We start from the raw sequence: 250 nt of genomic DNA on the forward strand, positions 1-250 counted from the left end.
CGAAGCTGCGCCATGTCTTCGCGGACGGAGGATATGCAGGACCAAAACTGCGCGAGGCTCTGATCGGTATTGGCCGCTGGACCATCGAGATCGTCAAACGATCCGACGCGGCGCAAGGCTTCGAGGTGTCAATCGGCGTTGAATGTTCCCCCCCTATCGGCGTCCAAAAGGGACCCCTTTGGCGATGTGGCGAGCAGGCCCGTGGCGGCGTAGCTTTCCAGCTGGCGCAGCCGACGCGGGCCTGCGTTTC

1 pseudogene is annotated in these 250 nt (G+C 63.2%); it reads left to right on the forward strand.

Annotated elements, in window-relative coordinates:
* Positions 1–128 (forward strand): annotated as a pseudogene (locus IT41_RS21225) (IS5/IS1182 family transposase); the annotation flags it as partial.
* Positions 129–250 lie beyond the last annotated feature (122 nt).

Source organism: Paracoccus halophilus, assembly GCF_000763905.1.
GTDB lineage: Bacteria > Pseudomonadota > Alphaproteobacteria > Rhodobacterales > Rhodobacteraceae > Paracoccus > Paracoccus halophilus.